Annotated in this window: 17 protein-coding genes; 8 read left to right on the top strand and 9 right to left on the bottom strand. The window is 53.9% G+C overall.

All coding sequences use genetic code 11. The features are described 5' to 3' along the window. Window positions 1–5 precede the first annotated feature (5 nt). Together B2R48_RS03695 and B2R48_RS03690 are read right to left on the bottom strand one after the other, a co-directional pair. Entirely contained in the window at window positions 6–1,229 is a 1,224-nt protein-coding gene (locus B2R48_RS03695; protein ID WP_296997932.1) for a response regulator, read from the bottom strand. A 129-nt stretch (window positions 1,230–1,358) separates the two neighbouring features. Next, window positions 1,359–2,582 carry a response regulator gene (locus B2R48_RS03690; RefSeq protein ID WP_296997929.1) on the bottom strand — a complete coding sequence of 408 codons (1,224 nt, stop codon included), beginning with the start codon at window positions 2,580–2,582 and terminating at the stop codon, window positions 1,359–1,361. Window positions 2,583–2,932: 350 nt separating this feature from the next. Between B2R48_RS03690 and B2R48_RS03685 the strand changes: the two genes are divergently transcribed. Next, on the top strand, window positions 2,933–4,204 hold the full coding sequence (locus B2R48_RS03685) for a pentapeptide repeat-containing protein (RefSeq protein WP_296997927.1): 1,272 nt from the start codon (window positions 2,933–2,935) through the stop codon (window positions 4,202–4,204). Between the two features lie 180 nt (window positions 4,205–4,384). After that, window positions 4,385–5,659: a pentapeptide repeat-containing protein gene (locus B2R48_RS03680; protein ID WP_296997924.1), complete on the top strand. Its 1,275-nt coding sequence runs from the start codon at window positions 4,385–4,387 to the stop codon at window positions 5,657–5,659. Between the two features lie 83 nt (window positions 5,660–5,742). Here B2R48_RS03680 and argJ read toward each other — a convergent pair whose 3' ends face one another. The 4 genes from argJ to B2R48_RS03660 form a co-directional block, all read right to left on the bottom strand. After that, a complete protein-coding gene (gene argJ / locus B2R48_RS03675) occupies window positions 5,743–6,972 on the bottom strand; it encodes a bifunctional glutamate N-acetyltransferase/amino-acid acetyltransferase ArgJ (RefSeq protein WP_296997922.1) in 1,230 nt (409 codons plus the stop codon). Window positions 6,973–7,161: 189 nt separating this feature from the next. Continuing rightward, window positions 7,162–8,028: a peptidylprolyl isomerase gene (locus B2R48_RS03670; protein WP_296997920.1), complete on the bottom strand. Its 867-nt coding sequence runs from the start codon at window positions 8,026–8,028 to the stop codon at window positions 7,162–7,164. Window positions 8,029–8,302: 274 nt separating this feature from the next. Beyond that, window positions 8,303–9,436, bottom strand: coding sequence for a hypothetical protein (locus B2R48_RS03665; protein ID WP_296997917.1), 1,134 nt, complete (start codon window positions 9,434–9,436; stop codon window positions 8,303–8,305). A gap of 55 nt (window positions 9,437–9,491) precedes the next feature. Further along, window positions 9,492–10,607 (bottom strand): hypothetical protein, encoded by a 1,116-nt coding sequence (locus B2R48_RS03660; RefSeq protein WP_296997914.1) that lies wholly within the window; start codon window positions 10,605–10,607, stop codon window positions 9,492–9,494. A 335-nt stretch (window positions 10,608–10,942) separates the two neighbouring features. Here B2R48_RS03660 and secA point away from each other — a divergent pair, with 335 nt between their 5' ends. Then, window positions 10,943–13,651, top strand: coding sequence for a preprotein translocase subunit SecA (secA, locus tag B2R48_RS03655; RefSeq protein ID WP_296997912.1), 2,709 nt, complete (start codon window positions 10,943–10,945; stop codon window positions 13,649–13,651). Between the two features lie 56 nt (window positions 13,652–13,707). Here the strand turns inward: secA and B2R48_RS03650 are convergent, their stop codons facing one another. Continuing rightward, window positions 13,708–14,577 carry an alpha/beta hydrolase gene (locus B2R48_RS03650; RefSeq protein WP_296997910.1) on the bottom strand — a complete coding sequence of 290 codons (870 nt, stop codon included), beginning with the start codon at window positions 14,575–14,577 and terminating at the stop codon, window positions 13,708–13,710. A gap of 240 nt (window positions 14,578–14,817) precedes the next feature. On the opposite strand from B2R48_RS03650, the gene B2R48_RS03645 reads away from it, so the two are divergent. From B2R48_RS03645 to B2R48_RS03625, 5 genes are all read left to right on the top strand, one after another. After that, window positions 14,818–16,860, top strand: a complete 2,043-nt coding sequence (locus B2R48_RS03645; protein ID WP_296997908.1) for a tetratricopeptide repeat protein — start codon at window positions 14,818–14,820, stop codon at window positions 16,858–16,860. Window positions 16,861–16,899: 39 nt separating this feature from the next. After that, window positions 16,900–18,774 (top strand): tetratricopeptide repeat protein, encoded by a 1,875-nt coding sequence (locus B2R48_RS03640; protein WP_296997906.1) that lies wholly within the window; start codon window positions 16,900–16,902, stop codon window positions 18,772–18,774. 85 nt (window positions 18,775–18,859) lie between these two features. Further along, window positions 18,860–19,291 (top strand): 8-oxo-dGTP diphosphatase MutT, encoded by a 432-nt coding sequence (gene mutT / locus B2R48_RS03635; RefSeq protein WP_296997904.1) that lies wholly within the window; start codon window positions 18,860–18,862, stop codon window positions 19,289–19,291. Window positions 19,292–19,353: 62 nt separating this feature from the next. Further along, the gene (locus tag B2R48_RS03630; RefSeq protein ID WP_084272106.1) at window positions 19,354–20,115 is read left to right on the top strand and encodes a competence/damage-inducible protein A; all 762 of its coding nucleotides are present in this window, start codon (window positions 19,354–19,356) and stop codon (window positions 20,113–20,115) included. Between the two features lie 111 nt (window positions 20,116–20,226). Continuing rightward, entirely contained in the window at window positions 20,227–20,571 is a 345-nt protein-coding gene (locus B2R48_RS03625; protein WP_296997900.1) for a hypothetical protein, read from the top strand. A 47-nt stretch (window positions 20,572–20,618) separates the two neighbouring features. Here B2R48_RS03625 and B2R48_RS03620 read toward each other — a convergent pair whose 3' ends face one another. Next, on the bottom strand, window positions 20,619–20,873 hold the full coding sequence (locus B2R48_RS03620; protein WP_296997898.1) for a hypothetical protein: 255 nt from the start codon (window positions 20,871–20,873) through the stop codon (window positions 20,619–20,621). A 36-nt stretch (window positions 20,874–20,909) separates the two neighbouring features. Then, window positions 20,910–21,596, bottom strand: coding sequence for a 5,6-dimethylbenzimidazole synthase (gene bluB / locus B2R48_RS03615; RefSeq protein WP_084272105.1), 687 nt, complete (start codon window positions 21,594–21,596; stop codon window positions 20,910–20,912). Window positions 21,597–21,717 lie beyond the last annotated feature (121 nt).

Raw genomic sequence — 21,717 nt, 5'->3', positions numbered from 1 at the left:
CTCCCTTACGCATCAATCTCGCGGTATTTCTGTTCCACCAAGCGGGCGGTTTCGAGCCATACAGGCAGTCGATCGCGTTTGCCCAATTGATCCAGATATTCAAGATCAATGCGGCTTTCCGGCGCAGTCCCGGTGCGTTGCTCGATGGCAATTTCACGTGCCAGATGCTGCGCAACATAGATCGCCGTGAGTGCGTTCATTTCGGCATGCGGGGTCTTTTGGGGCCGATGGTGATAGGCAACAGTTTGCACCATGGCGCTGGGAAATCCCCACAATCCAAGAAGATAGGCACCGATTTCCGGATGAGCAGCACCGAACTGATCGCGCTCGGCGACATAAATCGGAACGTCTTCGGTTTCGACCCGTTTGACAACGTCGGCCATTTCATCGGCGCGATAGGCATACAGGATAAGGCTGCCAATGTGGCTCAGCATGCCAACTGCGGCCAGAACATTGACCACTTCTTTGGGCAGGTCTTCCTGTTCGGCAATCAGGGTCGCGATCACCCCAAGCTGCTGACTGCGTTTACAAAGCTGCATCATTTGCGTGACCGCGGATTTCGGGCCATCGAAGCTGCGAAACAGGCCAACAAACAAGGCAAGCGCCTTGAGCGTGTCGATGCCAATCATCCGGATGGCCTGCGAGATCGTGGTGATCTTCTGGCTGATCGCAAAATAGGCTGAATTGGTCAGCTTTAGAATTTCTGCGGTGAGTGCGATGTCTGATTCAACGATGGCTGTAAGCTGCTCGTTGCCGACAAGCGGGTTTTCAAGTGCTTTGACAAGGTTGGTATAGGTCGTCGGAGGCGAGGCAAGCGCGTCAATCCCGCCAACAAGGGCCCGCAAGTCCGGATTGGTCAGAAGATGGCGCAGATCAAGTGCATTTTCGATGGTTTCGATCAGCATCTTGTCTTCGCAGGGTTTGGCGAGATATTGATGCGCTGGCCCGACCGTGCGCAGGATCGCTTCTTCTTCGGCAAAACCGGACAAAATGATCCGCGCGGAATGCGGGTGTTTTTCCTGCATGATGGTCAAAAGTGCCGCGCCATCAGTTCCGGGCATGCGCATGTCTGAAATCACGACATCCGGATCGATCTCGTCAGCCTTGAGCAGCGCGCTTTCCGCGTCATGCGCGAAATGCAGCTGCCATTCCGGATGAACGGATCGCAATCTTCGACGCAACCCATCCAGAATATTCTTGTCATCGTCTACGAACAGGATGACGCTCATTTTCATCTCATGCGTGTGTTCCATGTTCAATACATGGGGCGAGAAGGGTGTCTTTGACAGTCCGCATTTGCGGAGGGTAATGAACTTTTTAGTCGTTCTTGCAATCAAAGGGTGTGGTGTGCGGGGCCATCAGCTATCGGTTAGTTCGCGGTATTTCTCGGAAACAATTGCCGCAATATTGGCCCATTCTTCCAGACGGCCATGCTTTCCGATCCGTGCGAGATAGTCCGTATCAATGCTGCTTTCGATGCTCATGCCCGCGTCACGGTCGGCGACTTCGCGGGTCAGGTGCTGCGCAACATATATGGCGGTCAGCGCCGTCATTTCCTGATGTGGAAGGTCCATCGGGCGGTGGTGATAGGCAACTGCCTGAATGACCGGGGCAGGGAACCCCCACAATCCAAGCAAATAGGCTCCGATCTCGGCGTGTCCTGCCCCAAACTGTTCGTTTTCAGCCTGATCGATTGAAATGCCTTCTTTTTCCACCCGTTCGACAACCGCCTGCATTTCGTCCGACCGGTTGGTGTAAAGGATAAGCGTCCCGATATGGCTGAGCATCCCGATCGACGGTACAGCATGGCAAATCTCACGCGGGAGACGTTCATATTCTGCAATCAGCGCAGCGGTAACCCCGATTTGCTGAGAACGGTGGCACAGTCGCTTCAGGTTGGCCGCCTGATTGGGCGGGCCGTCAAACCCGCGATACAGCCCGACAAACAGTGCCAGCGCCTTAAGCGTCTCCATGCCCAGCATGCGAACCGCATGGCCAACCGAGGACACATTCTGGGTGACTGCAAAATAGGACGAATTGGTCAGCTTCAGGACTTCGGTCGTTAACGCAATGTCGGACTCGACAATTTTACTGATGGTATCAAGCGAGTAATTGGGATCGGCAAAGGCTGTTTCGAGGCGCATATAGGTGTCTGGCGGGGATGCCAGGCTTTTGGAGTCCGCCACAAGGGTTCTGAGTTCCGGACTGCGTAACAACTGGCGCAGGCCAAGGGCGTTTTCAATGCTTTCGATCAGGGTTTCGTTATCGCAAGGCTTGCTCAGGAACTGGTGCGCCGGACCGATGGTGCGCAGATAGGATGCATTGTCGGCATGACCGGTCAGAATGATGCGTACGGCATCGGGTTGGGTTTTCTGCATGGTTTCAAGCAAGGTAACGCCATCCATGCCCGGCATCTGGATGTCCGATACGATCACATCGAAATCCTGTTTTTCAGCAAGCTCAAGTGCTTCTGCCCCGCTATTGGCAAAATGCAGGTTCCATTGTGGCCGCGCGCTGCGCAAGCGTCGGCGCAATCCGTTCAGGATGTTGGCATCGTCATCTACAAACAAGATCTGGTGCATTGGAACCGATACTTTTCAAGGACATATTGCAGATGGGGTTGCCTTTTGGCCCTTACAAGATCGCGAAATGACAAGTCATCGGGCAAAGCGAATCGGGTCATAAAGATGATAAGAGTCACCAAGCCGGATGCCCAATGCGGAAAAAACGGGAAACATTCCCGAAACCAAAAGCGTTAAAATAATACAATAGTATAGGTATTATGTGATGATATATTGATGTCATGCTCGGTATGGCGTGATTGTCATATTTTGTCAGAATGTATAGTGCCAACCGTGGGTACACTTTCAATGATTGTAAATTTGACGCGTATAAATGCTTTTCATGATCGACGGGGAGTGCGATCTCATAAATGACAACCCGCACGGAACTGATTGATGCCATTAAAAAGCATCAGCTCTATGTGATGAAGCAACCGGGTGGCAAGCGATTGCAGTTGCGCAATGGCAACCTTTCGCGCATCAAAATGAGCAAGATCAGTCTTGAGGATGCGGTTCTGCCCGGTGCCAACTTTATTCAGGCCGTAATCCGCGACGTCAAATTCGATTTCTGTGACCTGTTTGGAACCAACTTCGTTGAAGCTGATCTTGAAGGATCAAGCTTCATGCGGGCTGATCTGCGCGGTGCGAACATGGCGCGCGCAAAATTGCGCAATGCCAACCTTAAGGGGGCTGATCTTCGATCCGGCGTGATGGTGATCGTCGATGCTGGACGCGAAAAAAAGGTCAAGCGCAACACGGATTTGGCCAATGCCGATCTGCAAGGCTCGATGATGTCTGGCGCCAATCTGGCGGAAAGCAACATGTCCGGTGCCCGACTTGCCGACGCGGATCTGAGCGATGCCAACATGTTTGCCGTCAATCTTGCCGGGGCAGACCTTTCAGGGTGCAACCTTTCGGGGGCCAAGCTCAAGAACGCGAACCTGAAGGGGGCCAAGCTCAAGGATACATTGTTGCTGGGCACGGACCTGTCGGGTGCAAATCTGCGCAATGTCGATTTGTCCAATGTCGATCTGTCACAGGCCAACACTTCAAATTCGATCGGCAGCAAGTCGGGAGCGCCCTTGCCCGAAGATATCCGCATCTTGTTAAACGCCCATACGGAGTGGCTGACAAGTGGCGGGGCAGCAGGCGCACGACTTGATGTTACTGGCCGTGATCTGACCGAGCTTGATTTTACCGGCTTTGATCTTTCGGCAGCGTGCTTTGATGATTGCATCCTGCGTGGCGCGTTGCTGGTTGATACCATCCTTGTGATGGCATCCATGCGAAATGCCGATCTGGCCCGCGCCCGCCTGAGCGGTTCGATCATGAACGGGGTGCGGATGTCTTATGCCAACTGTTCCAAGGCTGTGCTTCAGGGTGTCAGGTTTGGCGGGCTGGAACAACGTGATGCCAAGGGACAAAAGACCGGCGAGGTGTGGCGGGCTGATCTGCAATCAGCAGATTTTTCCAATACTGACCTGCGAAACTCGGTCTTTGATCAGCCCCGCATGAAGGGGGCCTCGCTGCGCAAGGCGAATATTGCCGGTGTTGCATTCGGCGATACGGATTTAAGCGAAGTCGATCTTGATGGTGCCAATATCGGCTCGATTCTGAGCGGGACCATTCCCGAACAGGTTTAACCCCGATATAAAAATTTCCCGAAGCCTCCTGAGCATTCGGATAGGATTTCAGCGAAATAACCGACTTGCTGGGCAGTGCCGATACGCAAGAAGTTAAACTTGTTGCGTTGCAGGCTAAGTGCTGCATTCTATAATGCTGAATAATAAAAAACTGATTTAGAGTCGGGGGCTATTCGCTTTATGTCATCGCGTTCGGAATTGATTGATGCAATCAAGAAGCATCAACTTTACCTCAATCAAAAACCGGGCGGTCAGCGCATGCAATTGCGCAATGGCAACCTGTCGCGCATCAAGATGAACAAGATCAGCCTGAAAGAGGCCGTCCTGCCGGGGGCGAACTTCATTCAGGCATCTGCCCGCGATGTCTGCTTTGATTTCTGTGATTTGTTTGGCGCGAACTTTGTTGAAGCCGATCTTGAAGGATCCACGTTTGAACGTGCCGATCTGCGTGGTGCGAACATGGCGCGCACAAAGTTGCGCAACGCCAACCTGAACGGCATTGATTTGCGTGCGGGTATCATGGTGGTTCTCGAAGGTGCGCGTGAACGCACGGTCAAACGTGAAACCGACATGACAAACGCCGACCTTGAGGGCGCGATGATGTGGGGCGCGAATATGGCTGGCAGCAACATGTCGGGCGCACGTCTTGCCAACACCGACATGAGTGACGCCAACATGTTTGCTGTCAACCTCGAAGGGGCGGACCTGACGGGGTGCAAGTTGAATGGCGCGAAGCTGCGCAATGCCAACCTCAAGGGGGCCAAGCTTTCTGGTACTGAACTTGTTGGCGCGGACCTGAGTGGTGCGAACCTGCGCAATGTCGACCTGCAAGATGTCGACCTCACGCAGGCCAACACGTCCTATTCCATCGGCGGTGAAGCCCCCAGCGCCCCGCTGGTCGAAGATATTCGCGCATTGGTCAACGGTCACAGCGAATGGCTGTCAACAGGTGGCAAATCCGGGATGCCGATGATTGCAGCCGGGCGTGATTTGTCGGGCATGGACTTTTCCGGCATGGATTTGTCAGGGGCAGTCTTTGACAAATGCATTATGCGCGGCACCCTGTTTGTCGATACCATTCTTGCCATGTGTTCGATGCGCGAAGCCGACATGCAAAAGATCCGCATGAACGGTGCGGTGCTTGATGGTGTGCGCATGGCGGGATCGGATTGCTCGGAGGGGGTATTCCAGGGCGTTCATTTCGGCGGCGTCGATCAGCGCGACAAGAAGGGCGAGAAGACCGGCGTCGTCTGGAACGCGGATCTTTCGGATGTCAATTTCGAACAGGCCGACTTGCGCAACTCGGTCTTCCACGAAGCCAAGATGAAGGGTGCAAACCTGACCAAGGCGAATGTTGCTGGTGTTGCCTTTGGTGCGACCGATCTAAGCGAAACCGAACTCGAAGGGGCCAATGTTGGCCTGATCCTCAATGGCTATATTCCCGGCAAGAGATAACCTCTTCCGGTCATGGCCCGAAAACGCAAAACGCCGCCCTCATTGAAGGCGGCGTTATTGATTGTGCGCGGGCGGTTTGTCGCCTAGCTGCGATAATCGGCATTGATCGAGATATAGCCATGCGTCAAATCGCAGGTCCAGACCGTGGCCGCACCATCGCCAAAGCCAAGATCAGCATCAATGTCGATATACTGACCCTTGATGTGCGCTTCGACCGGGGTTTCGTCATAATCCTCGACCCGTTCGCCATTCTTGGCCAGCACAATGCCACCGATCGAAATAGTCAGCTTGTTCGGGTCGGCGGTGACACCGCATTTGCCGACGGCCATGACAATACGCCCCCAGTTGGCGTCTTCACCGGCAATCGCGGTTTTGACCAGCGGGGAGTTGGCAATCGCCTTGGCGGCGATCTTGGCTTCTTTCTCGTTCACGGCACCGGTGACATTGACGGTGATGAACTTGCTTGCGCCTTCGCCGTCACGCACGACCTGATGGGCCAGATCACGCAGAACGTCTTCCAGTGCCGTTTTGAACGATGCCAATGCGGGATCGTTCGCATCGGAAATGGCGTCGTTGCCAGCCTTGCCGGTCGCCGCCAACAGCACGGTATCCGAGGTCGAGGTATCGCTATCGACCGTAATCGCGTTGAAGCTGCGATTGTTGCAGTCGGTCAACAGCGCCTGCAAAACACTGTGCGGCAGGGCCGCATCGGTAAAGACAAAGCCCAGCATGGTCGCCATGTTCGGCTCGATCATGCCAGATCCCTTGGCAAAGCCGGAAATGGTAACTTTGGTGCCATTGATGGTCGCAGTGGCTGAGGCCCCCTTGGGGAAGGTATCAGTCGTCATGATTGCCTTGGCGGCATCAAGCCAGCTGGCATCATCGGCCAGGATGTCATCGACCGCATCGGTGATGCGGTTTGCCGTGGTCGGTTCTCCAATCACACCGGTTGATGCGGTGAAAATCTCGGTCTTGGCGCAGCCAAGTGCCTTGGCCGCGGCGTCGACCTTATCGGCGACGAACTTTTCGCCAGCCTTTCCGGTAAAGGCGACCGAGTTACCCGCATTGACGAAAAATGCACGTGCAGTGCCACCCTTAAGCGCCTCGCGCCCCCAGCGCACTGCTGCCGATGCTGTGGTTGACTTTGTGAACACGCCGGCAACCTGGGTGCCGGGCTCAAGTTCAGCCAACAGGACATCCGGGCGCCCCTTATAGCGAATGCCAAGGGTCGCGGTGTGTAACTTGACACCGGCAATGGCCGGAAGATCGGGGAATGCCGCGGGGGCAAGCGGTGAAATGGCAGTCGCAACCATCTGTGCAATTTCCTTTATTGGACAAGTAGGCCCATCCTGCCGCAATGGTGGCGAAAAGCAAGCGACAGAATGAGTTTGCGCGATCAAACTTATCGACAAAAAACGGGGCGAAGCCAATGGCCGCACCCCGTTTGATGATGTTGGAAAGACAGGGGCCGTCAATGCAGACGGGTGATCCTGTTTTCCGAATTATTCAGCCGGTGCTTCCTTGGCAGCTTCTTCTGCTGCTTTCTTTGCTTCGATTTCGACATTGTTGACGATATCGGCGGTGGCACGCAGGTCTTCGACCAGCGCGTTGAACGCATCACGGCTGATTTCGGCTACCAGCTGCTGACGGACTTCGTCAAGCGACGGCTGGGCGCCTTCTTTTTTCTCTTCGACCTTGATCACATGCCAGCCAAACTGGGTCTGAACCGGTTCGCTTGAATAGGTGCCTGCTTCCATTGCAAAGGCAGCTTCCGCGAATGGTGCGACCATGTCTGCACGGTTAAAGAAGCCAAGATCACCGCCATTCGGGCCGGACGGGCCGGTCGATTTTTCCTTGGCGAGTTCGACAAAATCAGCACCATCGTCGAGTTCGGCGATGACGGCTTTTGCGTCTTCTTCGCTTTCAAGCAGGATGTGGCGGGCGTGAACCTGCGGCTCTGGCTCGTTGGTCGCGATGAATTCTTCGTATTTCGCGTTGATCGCGTCTTCGGTGATCGCGTCATTAAGCGCACGATCCAGATAGGTTTCCGCGATCAGGCGGCGCTCAAGGGCTGCGATCTGTTCTTTGACTTCTTCGTCATCGGCCAGACCGGCTTCGCTCCCGGCATTCATCAGCAGACGCTGGTTGATTTCACGGGTCAGAAGATCCGCCTTGAGCATTTCAAACGGAAGCTGGCGGTACTGTTGCGGCAGGCCCTGCTGGGTTGCGCGGACTTCGGATTCAAGGATTTCCTCACCATTGACCGTCGCCAGCACCGGGTCTTCTGCCGGTGCAGCGTCCTGTGCCATGGCAGGGGATGCAAAAATGACGGTTGCCAGGGACGCAGCAAGAAGGGATTTGCGCAGCATAGTTTCTCCAGACTTTGATTTCAGACGGGCTTTTGCCCGATGCCTCTGCCCACGGGTAAAACACATAAGTGGTGCCTGCACAAGGCTTTGCCGTGGATGATGCACCTTTTGACAAAGCATTCTGTCTAAAATGTGAAGAAGCTAAATTTGCTTGTCAGCATGTTGTGTTTTGTATCTGTGCGCCCGCCCGCGGATGTGCCGCACGTATCGACTGCGAGGCGGGCGATGGTTGAACGACAGTAATATGAAATTTTGACAGGGCCGAGGATACGGATCAGGCCTGAACATCAAACAGGACTTCACCGACCATCCCGTGAGAACCATCGGCACGGGTGAAACCTGATTTGGCCACCAGATCGCCGCCCATCAGGCGTTCATCCAATGGTGTGATCATGGCAAGCGAGATCGATTTGATGCCCTCGTTTGCCAGATCGGTCTGACTTCCGTCTGCGCGCAGCAACACAAGCGAACTGAAGACAGCATCGTTTTCGTCAATCTGGCCATCATGGTTGTCGTCATATTTGGCCAGCTCGGCAAAGCCGTCTTTTGCGCCGTTTTGGTCGCCAAACAGTTCGGTGCCATCGTTGATTTTGCCATCGCCGTTGCGATCAAGCGCCAACAACGCATCCCCGCCACTGACCCAGGCTGTTTGATCAAGCGTGCCATTGCCATCAATGTCAAATCGCGTTCCAGCCATCACACTGGTGATGTCGACGCCATTGCCATCCAGATCAAGGATCAGCGGGTCTTGCTGAAACATCTGAGAGATCTCGATACGGATTAATTCGATATGGGCATGAAATTCCGAGATCGAGATATCGGCTGACCCTGTCAGGCTTGAAAAGCGCGTCTCAATGGCGCTGAAATCAATCTCGACGCTGCGCGAATTTACGGAAACCTGACCCAGATTGACCACGCTGTTACCTTGGGCGATGTTGATCGAGAGTTCCTGAGTTGAAATCTCCCCCTTGGCGCCATTCGCACCAACAGTCTTGAGCTCGGCCGGGTCGCCACCGGTCATGGCATTGGCGATGGCACGTGCCTTGGCGGGCGGAACACCCATCATCGAAAGGATGATGAAAGCATCGCGATTCATCCTTGCCTGCGCCTCGTCCAATGCGGGTTTCAGCGCATTAAAAGCTTCAAGCGGGGCAGTGTTGATTTCAAACACCGGACGCTGGAACTCGCCAAGGGCATTTTCGATGCGCTCATTGGCTTCGATGCTGAGATCAATCTGATCGGAAATCGTGCGCTGCCTTGCCAATGCCGTTTCGGTTTGGCTTTTCCCATCCGCCCCGGTATCCGCACTGCTTGCAGTCACCGCGCTGTTGGAGGTGGCGCGCGGCGTGGCAATTCCGGCGGCATTATCCGCTGCGGTGGGGTTGGAAACTGTTGTGTGCTCAAACATTCAGCGCCTCCTTCCTGAAGGGCTGCGGGATGCTGATTACGGCATCCCGTGGCTGTTAAATCAGAACATCCTGTTCCTGTGTCGGGTCAATGACGGGCACGGTTTCACCATTCGGGAAGGTGAATGTGGCATTGCCATCGTCCTGACCAAAACGGCCCATCGGCATCATCATATCAACCGTCAGCTGAAGCGGGCCAGTGCCTTCACCGGCTTCTGGTGCAGGCTGATTGATACTGCGTACAATCAGGGTTGCCTGCTCCATGAACTGTTCGGTGATCTGGGCATTCAGTGCCGCCATGCGTTCTGCGGCAAGCGCCTGGCCGTTGGTTTGTGCCGCACCATTGGTGGCACCACCTTCGCCCTCTGCGGATGTATCATCCGTGCCAACCGTTGCATTCATCAGTTCACGGATGAATTCGGCGACTCCGTTGTCATTGATATCGAACAGAAGCCCGCCATCCTCGGCACTGGCCGGGTTGCCCAACGCATCAACCAGCGATCCGCCGCCCAGTCCATCCATGACATTGCCAAGTGCGCCAAGGGCCGCCCCCATACTGTTGCCAATTGCGATGGCTTCAGTGCGGACAACCTCAACCTTGGCAGCCTCGTAGTTAAACGAAAACTCACCGGTTTCGTTATTGATGCTGATATCAAGCGACTGGACCGCCATCATGGCTGATTCGGATACGCCAACCGCTGCACCATTTGCCCCGGCATAGGAAATGGCAGTCTTGCTGTGGCTGGCGATGGCCTGATCAAAGGAAAATTCGAACTGGTCCTGCCCGCTTGCGGCATCGCGAATGCCATTGAACATCGCATCGGTTGCGGCAATGGCGTCTTCTTCTGACATGCCCGAAAGTGCAAACATTTCCTCAACACTGCCGCGGATCAGTTCAAGCGATGCATCAAGCGCACGCTCAAACAATTCATCGGTTGTCAGCGGTTCGGACGAAAGAGACTTTCCGTTGGCCGGTACAAGCTTCTGGCTGTCGTTATGTGCGGCAAGCGCATCATCAGAAAGGGCTACCGGGTCAATACGGGTGAGCGCATCAGGGCGGGCCTGTGCTGCGCTTTCGCCAGCATTTGAATCGGTTTTGGCATGGGGCTGACGCGCGTCTTGCAGGGCAGACTGCCCCTGACGAAACGGATTAAGCGCGGAAAAATCGACCATAATCCTCCTCCTGAGGACTTGATTTGGCAGCGTATAAGGATCATCCCTGCGCGCCAAAACGAGCTACATGCTCTGTTAGGGTGTAAAACTAATAGGTGAATAATACGACCATTCTTCGTGTTTCTCAAGCAAGAAGGCTTCAAGCGCGCCAAACGAAAACGTGAAGAGGCGCGGATTTGCCAGCAATCTGGTGCGATAACAGGTAATTTCCCGCTCTTCATTCCCGATATTGGTTCGTTCCGTTGACAGATGGCAGGCAGGGTTCTATCTGTGATCGGGCTCCGCTTTCTGCCGGGGTTCATTGTGTCTTAATTTATTTGTTCAGGAACGTATTAATGCTCGGCGCTATTGCCCGGAAAATTTTCGGTTCAGCTAACGATCGTGAAGTCAAAGCCCTGCGGGCCACGGTCGAGCAAATCAATGCCCTGGAACCCGAAGTCGAGAAGCTTTCAGATGACGAACTGCGCGCCCGTACCGATTGGCTGCGCGATCGTCTGAAGAATGGCGAGACTCTGACAGATATTCTTCCTGATACCTTTGCCACCATCCGCGAAGCCTCCAGACGTGTACGTGGCGAACGTCATTATGACGTGCAGCTTCTGGGCGGCATGGTTCTGACATCTGGCAAAATCGCCGAGATGAAAACCGGTGAAGGTAAAACCTTGGTTTCGACCCTTCCGGTCTATCTGAACGCGCTTGAAGGCAAGGGTGTTCATGTTGTGACCGTGAACGACTATCTGGCAAGCCGTGATGCGGAATGGATGGGCGAGGTTTATGGCTTCCTTGGTTTGACGGTGGGCGTGATCATGCATGGCATGACCGACGATCAGCGCCGCGAAGCCTATGCCTGCGACATTACCTATGCGACGAATAACGAGCTCGGCTTTGATTATCTGCGCGATAATATGAAGTTCCGCCTCGAAGACATGGTTCAGCGTCCGTTCAACTTTGCCATCGTCGATGAAGTCGATTCGATCCTGATTGACGAAGCCCGTACCCCGCTGATCATTTCCGGTCCGGCTGAAGACAGCTCGGAACTGTATCGCGCGATTGATGCCTTGATCCCGAAACTGGTCGAGGAAGACTACGAAAAAGATGAAAAGGCACGTGCGGTGACCCTGACCGAAGAGGGTACCGAACACGCCGAACAGCTTCTGATGGAAATGGAAATCCTGACCGAAGGCACGCTTTATGACGTTGCCAACGTTCATCTGGTCCATCACGTCAATCAGGCGCTGCGTGCGCACAAGCTGTTCCAGAAAGACACCGACTATATCGTCAAGGACGACAAGGTCGTCATCATTGACGAATTCACCGGTCGTATGATGGAAGGCCGCCGCTATTCCGATGGTCTTCATCAGGCGCTTGAAGCCAAGGAAAAGGTCAAGATCCAGAACGAAAACCAGACTCTGGCATCGATCACTTTCCAGAACTATTTCCGTCTTTATCCGACTTTGGCCGGCATGACCGGTACGGCAATGACCGAGGCCGAGGAATTTGAGGAAATCTACAACCTTCAGGTTGTCGAAATCCCGACCCATCGCCCGATTGCCCGTATTGATGCCGATGACGAGATTTACCGGACCGCCAAGGAAAAATGGGTGGCGATCTCTGAACAGCTCGAAGACTGCCACAAACGTGGCCAACCGGCTCTGGTCGGGACTGTTTCGATCGAAAAGTCGGAAATCCTGTCTGACCTTCTGAAAAAGAAGAAAATCCCGCACGAAGTTCTCAACGCCAAGCAGCACGAGCGCGAAGCATCGATCGTCGCACAGGCTGGTGCGCCGGGTGCCATCACGATTGCCACCAACATGGCCGGTCGCGGTACTGACATCAAACTTGGCGGCAACGTTGAAATGCGGGTCGAACACGAATTGGCCAATGTCACCGACGAAGCCAAACGTGCGGCTGCGATCGAGAAAATCAAGGAAGAGGTCAAAGCCGATCAGGAAAAGGTTCTGGCGGCTGGCGGTTTGTTTGTGATCGGTACCGAACGCCATGAATCACGCCGCGTGGATAACCAGCTGCGTGGTCGTTCCGGCCGTCAGGGTGACCCGGGTGGCTCGAAATTCTATCTGTCGCTTGAAGATGACCTGATGCGCATCTTCGGGTCGGAGCGCATGGACAGCATGCTTCAGAAACTTGGTCTGCAGGAAGGTGAAGCGATTTACCATCCGTGGATCAACAAGGCGCTTGAGAAAGCCCAGCAGAAGGTCGAGGCGCGCAACTTCGACACTCGTAAGAACGTTCTGAAGTTTGATGATGTCATGAACGACCAGCGTAAGGTCGTTTACGAGCAGCGCCGTGACCTGATGCAGGCCAAAAACGTGGCCGAAGACGTTGCAGACATGCGCGCCGAAGTCATCGAAGACATGGTCGACAAGTATTGCCCGGCCAAGGTTTATCCAGAGCAGTGGGAAACCACCAGCCTGCACGAAGAGGTTACCCGTCTTCTGGGGATTGATCTGCCGATTGCAGATTGGGTCAAGGAAGAAGGCATTGATCAGGAAGTCATGCGCGAACGCATTGAAAAAGCCGCGGATGAAAAAATGGCGGCCAAGGTTGCCAACTATGGTGCGGACATCATGCGCCAGGTTGAAAAAAGCCTTGTTCTGCAGCTGCTTGACCAGTCGTGGAAAGAGCACCTTCTTGCCCTTGATCACCTGCGTCAGGGCATTGGTCTGCGCGCTTATGGTCAGCGTGATCCGCTCAATGAATTCAAACGCGAAGCGTTCAACATGTTCGAAGCCATGCTGGTTTCCCTGCGTGAACGCGTGACCCAGATGCTGTCGCATGTCGAACTGCAATCGACCCCGCGCCCCGAAGACCTCGAGGCATCACGCCGTCCGCAGCAGGAAATGCGCGAAAACCGCGACGAACTTGAAGCAACCGAGCAGGGTGTGGATACCGCAACCGTGCAGTCGCGTCAGCCGGGCAATTTCGATCCCAACGATCCGTCAACATGGGGTCGGGTTGCACGCAACCAGGCTTGCCCATGCGGATCCGGGAAAAAATACAAACATTGCCATGGTCAGCTGAACTGATCGAACCCGGCAACATCATCAAAAAAGGCGCGCGCCCATCGGGTTCGCGCCTTTTTTTATTTTTGTGCCGTTGGCAGGGTGCCTTGCAGGAACTGTCTGACAGGGGCCAGAACCTGTTTATCGGTCGTCAGATAAAACCCAAGGGCAATCAGCGTTCCCGCATGGCCGGTGCCAGGGACTTCGACAAGTTCGGCCGTTGGTGCCAATTCTGCCAGTCGGCGGGAATTTCTTGGGAAAACGGTATGATCACGTGTGCCGGTCACCAGCAACAATGGTGGCATATGCGCCAGGTCCATCTCCACGGGTTGGCTTTCATCGGCTGGCGTGTTGCCAAACGCATTTTGTGTGGCTGCAACATCATAGGGATAAAAATCATACGGGCCTGACAGCCCGATAATCCCGGCAATGGCGCTGCTATCAAGGCCAACAGCGTCTAAATATCGTTTATCTGCAACCACCTGAACTGCGTTATAGGCACCGGCGGAATGCCCCGCCAACATCACAGGGGTGTCAGCTAGCAGCTTGGGGTTCTGCTTTGCATATCGATCCATAAACGCAATCGTCGACGCGCCGTCCTCGATAAAGGCCGGGAAATGTATATCGGGCACCAGTCGGTAATCTGGAATGGCCACGGCATATCCAAGTTCCGTAAACCGCTTGGCGACAAAGGCATATTTGGCGCGATCACCAGAAGCCCATGATCCGCCATAAAACCAGATCACAAGCGGTGCTGGCCGGGCTGATACATCGGGCAAGTAAAGATCGAGAACCTGCCGCTTGTCCGGACCATAGGAAATATCTGCGACATCCGGCTTCAAGTCACCCGCCTGCCAGTGGTTATAGGCACCCAGCTTGTCGCAACCAGCAAGCAGCATGATCGCGAGAAGTGAATTGGCGGTAATGCCCAGGAATTTCTTGGGAGACATACGGGTTACTGGCCAGTGCAAAATCAAATTACATATCTTCAATACGTTAGTGGATTGAGATCCGTTTAAAACATTTCTTTAGACGGGGCCTTGATAGACACGAGTGTGTCTTTGGTTTCCCCGGTTGATGCTTGTAAAGGTGCCAATTGCATGTGTCTTGTTGGCGCTTGTGTTTATTAGTCCTTAATGGCCTGCCCCTAAACTTTTTGCGTGAAGTACAACTACGGAGATCCAGTCACAGTGTCCTCATTTGATCAACTGTCCAAACGTGCCAGAAAGTTGGAAAAACAGGGCCAGATTGACGAGGCCATTAAACTCTACGAACTGTTTCTTCAGGACTTCCCCAAAAACACACGTGCCAAAGCAGCACTTGAAAAACTGCGTAAAGCAGAAACGGGTACTGGAATTTCTGCTCAGGCGGCTTTTGTGAAAGCTTCGGAATTCATTGATCAGGGCGCATATTCAAAGGGTATTGAGCTCGCGAAAAAGCTGTCAGAGGGTGCCCCGGACAACGCCCAAGTGTGGAACCTTTTGGGGCTTGCCTACTTCAGAAGTCAAAACCCGGTAGAGGCAGAAAAGTGCCTGCGTAAAGCCATTGAGCTCGATAAAAAGCTCGGGATGGCCTGGGTCAATATCGCGAAGTTGTTTTCAGCGCAAAACAAGTATGAGATGGCCTTGCAAGCCTATCAGAATGCCAGTTACATCGAACCGCAGAACGCCGGGGTTTTGAATGCTATCGGTGGTGTGCTGTTGGAAATGCGGCGCTTTGACGAAGCTGAAAAATTCTGTGTACAGGCAATAAAATACGATCCGGATTTTGCCGAACCTTACCAAAATCTCGGCATTGTCCTGTATCGCAAGAATAAACGCGGGGCAGCCAAGCAGGCGTTCGAAAAAGTTGCGAAACTCCGGCCCAATAGCATGACGGCACTTTCCGACTTTCTTCATGCGCGCGCGCAAATCTGTGACTGGGCTCCGCTTGCCCCTGAGTTGCAAAATACTAGGCCGGTGGGGAAACCGGGAAATTCTGTTTCTCCATTCTCATTGCTGCACTACGAAGACGATCCATACGCGCAGAAAAAACGTTCAGAAAACCGGGCTCAGGAACTTGCTGTGCGTGATCCTGCCAGGAAATTTCCGCGCCCTGCATCGCGTCCGGAAAAGCTAAAGATTGGTTATTTCTCAGCCGATTTTCATAATCACGCAACCTTGTCACTGATGATGGGGCTTTTCGGTGCGCATGATAAAGACCGGTTTGAAATTCACACATACAGCTATGGCAGCGTGAAAGACGGCTGGCGCCGCAGTCAGCTCCAGAAATTGGTTGATCACAACTGGGATGTCCGGAATGCGTCCGATGCAGAAATTGTTCAGCATGCCCGTGATCAGGGGATTGATATTGCGATTGACCTGAAGGGCTACACTCAGAACGGACGACCGCAACTGTTTGCCCACCGGATGGCGCCGATCCAGATCAACTATGTTGGCTATCCCGGGACTTTGGGAGCTGATTATATCGACTACCTTATCGCGGATCACACCATCATTTCCGATGATTATAAAAACGCCTATTCCGAAAAAATCATCTATATGCCGCATTGCTATCAACCAAATGACGGTGGTCGGGAATTTCCGGAAAACACACAAACGCGGACCGAGCTTGGCTTGCCTGAAGATGGCTTTGTGTTCTGTTCGTTTAATGCCAACTACAAGATTTCGCCGCGCGAGTTCGATATCTGGATGCGGCTTCTTAAAAAGGTCGATGGCTCTGTTCTGTGGCTGTTCGAAGGAAGCGAAGACGCAATGCACAACCTTCGAAAGGAAGCCGGGACTCGCGGTGTTGATCCAACCCGCCTCGTCTTTGCTGGCTTTCTGCCGGAGGCAAAGCATCTTGCCCGCCACAAACACGCCGATCTGTTCCTCGATACTTTCAATGTGAACGCGCATACGACGGCAAGTGACGCGCTCTGGACCGGATTGCCGCTGGTGACGTTGCCCGGCAAGCAGTTCGCAGCCCGCGTAGCTGCAAGCGTTTTAAAGGCTGCAAACCTGCCTGAACTGATTGCCAAATCCGAAGAAGACTACGAGGCGATTGCGCTCGATCTGGCGCTTCACCCGGAAAAAGCCGCAGCCATGAAGGCCAAAGTTACAGAAAACGTCAAAGCCTGTCCGCTGTTTGACACCAAATCATATACCCTTGATCTGGAGCGTGGCTATGACGCGGCGTATGAACGCTATCTGGGCAATCAGGCTCCAGCGGATATAGACCTTGTTAGTCCGTAACATGCTGGCGAATTTTGTATCGGGAATGAGGAAGAAGTTTTGAGCACGGCGATGGAAAAGGTGGTGTCGCGCGTTGAGAAGGCCATGCGCAGCAATGAGCCGGATCAGGCAATTTCCATCTGCGAAGAACATTTGAAAACGAATTCCAATGCAGTTGTGCTTTGGGATCTCTTGGCGAACGCGCATTTTCTGAAGAAGGACCATGTCGAGGCTGCTCGGTGTTTCGAGAAGGTTGTGGAACTCGCACCACAAAGCCCAAAGTCCCATCAAAACCTTGGCATGTTTTATCAAAGCATCGGCAAGTTCAACGAAGCGCTGCAATGTTTTCAGCGCGCGGTCAATTGCGATGCGAACTATGCGCTTGCCTATAACAGTGCTGGCAGTGTTCTGCTAAAGGTGGGGCAGGTTGATACCGGGCTACAGTACTTTGCCAAAGCGCTTCAGCTGGATCCTCAACTTGCCGACGCATACAGCAATATGGGCAATGCTTTCTTTATCAAGGGGCAGTTGCAGGCCGCCGCTCAGGGGTATGCCAAGGCGCATTCTCTTGCTCCGGCCATGAAAAGCGCACTGACCAATCAGTATTACACCTTGGCGATGATGTGTGACTGGTCCGGGTATGAAGAGTTTTCGCGTGCGGCCTCCACGTTGGGCGTTGAGGGGGAAGTTGTTTCACCATTTCCGCTATTGAAACTCGAAGACGCACCGGAACGACAATTGGTCAGAAGCCAAAGGCTGGTGATGGTTAATTTTGGTCGTGGTGCCCGATGGCCGTTGCCGCGGCCAACCAAACGGCCGCGCAAGCTGCGCATTGGCTATTTCTCCGCGGATTTTCAGGATCACGCGACGCTTTCGCTGATGATGGGGCTGTTGCGTCATCATGATCACGACAAATTTGAAATTCACGCCTTCTCATATGGTCTGATCAAGGAAAGCCAAAGCCTCGATCAGGCAAAGGGGTACTTTGAAAGTTTCTCCGATGTTGAACGGGCGTCGGATGATGCGATTGTCGCCCTCGCGCGCGAAAAGAAGATTGATATCGCGATCGATCTGAAGGGCCATACGAAACTTGGACGGATCGGCGTTTTTGCCCGCCGTGCTGCACCGGTTCAGATCAACTATCTTGGCAATCCGGGGACCATTGGCGCAGATTTCATCGACTATATGGTCGTTGACAAGGTTACGGTCCCCGTAACGCACAAAAAGTATCTGGCAGAAAAACCGATCTATCTGCCGCATTGTTATCAGCCAAACGATGATCAGCGCAGTATTCCCGAAACGAGCACAACGCGCGCTGATTTCGGCTTGCCTGATAACGGGTTTGTTTTCTGTAGTTTCAACAACACCTACAAGATTTCACCGCGTGAATTTGATATTTGGATGAGGCTCCTCAAACAGGTCGATGGGGCGGTGCTTTGGTTGTTCAAGGGCAACGACTATGCCGCGCAAAACTTGCGCAATGAGGCACAAAAACGCGGTGTCGATCCAGATCGTTTGGTCTTTGCCGAAAAACTGTCGCCAGCGGAACACCTTGCGCGCCACAAACATGGCGACCTTTTGCTTGATACCTTTAACGTTAACGCGCACACAACGGCGAGTGACGCGCTCTGGACCGGCTTGCCGCTTGTAACCCTGCCCGGTGAACAATTTGCTGCCCGTGTGGCTGCAAGCATCCTGCGCGCCGCAAGCTTGCCGGAACTGATTGCCACGGACGAAGCGCATTATGAGGCCATCGCCCTTGATCTTGCGCTCCACCCGGAAAAGATCGCGGCCTTGAAACAGAAGGTAAAGGATCAGATCAAAACCTGTCCTCTGTTTGATTCCGAAGGTTATACCCGCGATCTCGAGGCCGGGTTTGAGGCAGCTTATGATCGATATCTCAACGGATTGGAACCTGATGATATTGAAGTTTGAAGGCAGGATGCTTTCTGCTCTTGGCGAAGATTTGATGGCGCGATAAAACAGTGCCATGACAATACAACAACCAGATAAAGGCTGCATGTCGGTTGACCTGCGCCAGGGAAAAATTCCCGAGAAAACAGTATTCGTCAGTGCGGTAGCGCTGGTGGATATCGATCACCGTGTGCTGATCGCGCAGCGCCCGGAAGGCAAATCCATGGCAGGTCTCTGGGAGTTCCCCGGCGGCAAGGTCGAGGCGGGTGAAACCCCTGAAATGGCACTGGTGCGCGAGCTCAAGGAAGAGCTTGGCATTGATATCACCGAGAGCTGTCTGGCACCCTTTACCTTTGCGTCTTTCACCTATGATGATTTCCATCTGATGATGCCGCTTTATCTGTGCCGTGTGTGGAAAGGCGACGTCACGCCGATGGAAGGTCAGCAGGTCAAATGGGTCCGTCCGGTGCGTCTGGGCGATTATCCGATGCCGCCGGCCGATGTGCCGCTTGTTGCGATGCTACGCGATTTCCTGTGAGCCATCCGCCCTTTCGCGGCGTATGGTTCAGGGCAAAAGAATTTGAATGATGTTGTGGGGATATGATGTCTGATCCGGTCCGTGCCTGTCTGATTATTATCGGCAATGAAATCCTGTCTGGCCGCACCCATGACAAGAACCTGCCCTATCTGGCAGAGGAGCTGAACACGCTTGGTGTGCGCCTGGTCGAGACCCGCGTCATTCCCGATATCGAAGACACCATCATCGAGACGCTCAATGAATGCCGGGCAAAGTTCGACTACGTGTTTACCACTGGCGGCATTGGCCCGACGCACGATGACATCACATCGGAATGCGTTGCCAAGGCCTTCGGGGTGGCGATTGAACTGAACGCCGACGCGCATGACTTGCTTAAAAGCCACTATGACAACCCCGCAGACCTCAATGAGGCGCGCCTGCGCATGGCGCGCATTCCGGTCGGCGCAGAACTGATCCAGAACCCGATCTCCAAGGCACCGGGTTTCCGGATGGAAAATGTCTATGTCATGGCCGGTGTACCGATGATCATGCAGGCGATGTTCCAGGGCATCAAGCACCAGCTGATCGGCGGTAAACCAATGGTGTCGCGTTCTGTTGGCGGCTATATCCCCGAAGGCACGATAGCCAAGGTGCTGGCTGAAATTCAGGGTGATTTCCCTGCAACCGATATCGGCTCCTATCCGTTCCTGCGCGAAGGAAAGCTTGGCACCACATTGGTGGTGCGCGGCGAAAATCCAGATGATGTCAATCAGGCAGCAGAACGTATTCGCCTTGCCATCATCGAAGGCGGCAAGGACGTGATCGAAGATACCGGCACGGTCTGATTCAGCGCAAAGTTTGATCGCGCATCTCGGTTGGCGGCGTATTGCGTTTGGTCAAGGTAACCGTCAGGCGCACTGTCTAGAATTGTTCTGACCTATTGACGGGAAGAGAACATGACCGACCAGAACCAGGATCCGCACGATGATGTACGCAACAGTCAGGCTGCCCGCGAAGCGCGTTCGATTATAAAATTCATGATCGAACACACCGCCTATGGCGGCTTTGGCGCGCTGTTCTTCGGGGCGCTGGTGCTGTTTTTTGATATTGGCGGGATTTACACGTTGGCGATGTCATCGCGTGATGCGCCGATCTTTATCTTTTTGCTGTTCTTTGGCCTGTTCGTGACCTTTGGCGGGATCAGTCTTGGCATCGGGATCATGACCATGGGCGGGTTTTCCGATGATGATCGCTACTGCGATGAACGCACGCGCAACCGCAATTCAGATGACAGAAACTAAAAAGGCGCCAACCCTTGGCGCCTTTCCCGGGTGACAAAGACCTTGGCTTATTGGGGGTCCGCGCCAGACTTTTTGGCGACCACGCGCGCGATCAGCATGCCGATGATCCAGCCCGCCAGCGGCACGATGAAAATGTAATCAAACAACGGATGGCTTGAATCCCCGCCAGACGCCGCCAGAATAAAGCCGATCCAGCCTGCGGTCAGCACATAGCCCGCAATCTTGAAATAGACCCCGTTCGACAGTCTCTTTTTTTGTGATGGCTGTTCGGGATTGTTTGATTGGCTTTCGTCGCCAGACATTCTTCATTCCTTGCGTTCTGAAATAGGCTTTGGCGATCAGCGTTCAAGCGTAAGCGCATCGGGATCAATGCGTTCCTGCCAGCCTTCGCGCACCAGTTCGGGCACAACGTGATCCTGTTCCGGATAGCCAATGCACAGATAGGCAATCAGGCGCCAGTGGTCTGGCACATCAAGTGTCTTGCCAACCACATCGGGCTCAAGGATCGAAACCCAGCCAACCCCGATGCCTTTCACACGCGCGGCCAGCCACAGCAACTGCACTGCTGCCACGGCGGAATAATCAAGCATCTCGGGCATCGTCTTGCGGCCCAGTCCCATGCCGGCCTCGGTTTCTTCATCGGCAAACACAGCCAGCTGTACCGGGGCCTGATCCATGCCCTGAAGCTTAAGCGACGCATAAAGCTTTGCGCGCTCGCCGTGATAGTCATTGAGCGCTTCGTTATTGGCGCGCTCGAAACTGTCGCGGATTGATTTGCGGCGTTCGGGATCATTGACCTTTACAAAACGCCATGGCTGACAGTTGCCGACGGATGGCGCCAGACACGCTTCCTTGATCAGGTCGTCGATATCTTCTTGCGGGATCGCGTCTGTGCGAAACCGCCGGACATCGCGACGCCACAGCAAAAGGTCAATGAACTGCTTTTGAAAGGCATGGTCAAAAACCGGCGGTGTCAGGTCCGTTTCCTGGTCGCTGTTTGCGGCAACTTGATCTGGTTTTGTCATGGCGCGGCCCTGATGAAATGCGGGGTAACGTTCAATGGTTTTGCACCCTACCTGTCAGCGCCGTTATCGCCAATAGCAAGATGGGCTAAAGCGCCAGGCACCGGCATTATTTCCGCTACAT

This window comes from Thalassospira sp. UBA848, from assembly GCF_002295455.1.
Classification (GTDB): Bacteria; Pseudomonadota; Alphaproteobacteria; order Rhodospirillales; family Thalassospiraceae; genus Thalassospira.
The sequence above is the reverse complement of the archived record's forward strand: the minus strand, read 5'-3'. Positions and strand labels throughout refer to the sequence as shown.

Bases quoted from the DNA above. Each gene is read 5' to 3' on its own strand.
- B2R48_RS03695 (WP_296997932.1), bottom strand. From the start codon at position 1,229: ATGAGCGTCATCCTGTTCGTAGACGATGACAAGAATATTCTGGATGGG.
- B2R48_RS03630 (WP_084272106.1), top strand. From the start codon at position 19,354: ATGATGTCTGATCCGGTCCGTGCCTGTCTGATTATTATCGGCAATGAA.
- B2R48_RS03690 (WP_296997929.1), bottom strand. From the start codon at position 2,582: ATGCACCAGATCTTGTTTGTAGATGACGATGCCAACATCCTGAACGGA.
- B2R48_RS03625 (WP_296997900.1), top strand. From the start codon at position 20,227: ATGACCGACCAGAACCAGGATCCGCACGATGATGTACGCAACAGTCAG.
- B2R48_RS03680 (WP_296997924.1), top strand. From the start codon at position 4,385: ATGTCATCGCGTTCGGAATTGATTGATGCAATCAAGAAGCATCAACTT.
- B2R48_RS03660 (WP_296997914.1), bottom strand. From the start codon at position 10,607: ATGGTCGATTTTTCCGCGCTTAATCCGTTTCGTCAGGGGCAGTCTGCC.
- B2R48_RS03620 (WP_296997898.1), bottom strand. From the start codon at position 20,873: ATGTCTGGCGACGAAAGCCAATCAAACAATCCCGAACAGCCATCACAA.
- B2R48_RS03665 (WP_296997917.1), bottom strand. From the start codon at position 9,436: ATGTTTGAGCACACAACAGTTTCCAACCCCACCGCAGCGGATAATGCC.
- secA (WP_296997912.1), top strand. From the start codon at position 10,943: ATGCTCGGCGCTATTGCCCGGAAAATTTTCGGTTCAGCTAACGATCGT.
- B2R48_RS03650 (WP_296997910.1), bottom strand. From the start codon at position 14,577: ATGTCTCCCAAGAAATTCCTGGGCATTACCGCCAATTCACTTCTCGCG.
- argJ (WP_296997922.1), bottom strand. From the start codon at position 6,972: ATGGTTGCGACTGCCATTTCACCGCTTGCCCCCGCGGCATTCCCCGAT.
- mutT (WP_296997904.1), top strand. From the start codon at position 18,860: ATGTCGGTTGACCTGCGCCAGGGAAAAATTCCCGAGAAAACAGTATTC.
- bluB (WP_084272105.1), bottom strand. From the start codon at position 21,596: ATGACAAAACCAGATCAAGTTGCCGCAAACAGCGACCAGGAAACGGAC.
- B2R48_RS03685 (WP_296997927.1), top strand. From the start codon at position 2,933: ATGACAACCCGCACGGAACTGATTGATGCCATTAAAAAGCATCAGCTC.
- B2R48_RS03670 (WP_296997920.1), bottom strand. From the start codon at position 8,028: ATGCTGCGCAAATCCCTTCTTGCTGCGTCCCTGGCAACCGTCATTTTT.